Raw genomic sequence first — 214 nt, 5'->3', positions numbered from 1 at the left:
CCTCTATTGGAGTTACTATGTCTACTGCCAAAGAATCCGCCACAGTTTTGGACGGCAAAGCACTTGCCAAACAAATAGAACACGATCTGCGCACGCGCGTAGATACGATTAAGGAAAAGACTGGCCGCACCCCCAGCTTAGCGACGATATTGGTTGGTGACGATCCAGCCTCTGCCACTAATGTTCGTATGAAAGGCAACGCTTGTAAGCGTGT

General features: G+C 49.5%; 1 protein-coding gene. It reads left to right on the top strand.

The window, feature by feature from the left end; all coding sequences use genetic code 11:
* Window positions 1-17 precede the first annotated feature (17 nt).
* The coding region (locus tag V6252_RS13425) for a tetrahydrofolate dehydrogenase/cyclohydrolase catalytic domain-containing protein (RefSeq protein ID WP_341610767.1) at window positions 18-214 on the top strand (197 nt) is incomplete at its 3' end.

This window comes from Psychrobacter proteolyticus, assembly GCF_038155145.1.
GTDB lineage: Bacteria > Pseudomonadota > Gammaproteobacteria > Pseudomonadales > Moraxellaceae > Psychrobacter > Psychrobacter proteolyticus_B.
This window is presented reverse-complemented; position numbering and strand designations above follow the sequence as displayed.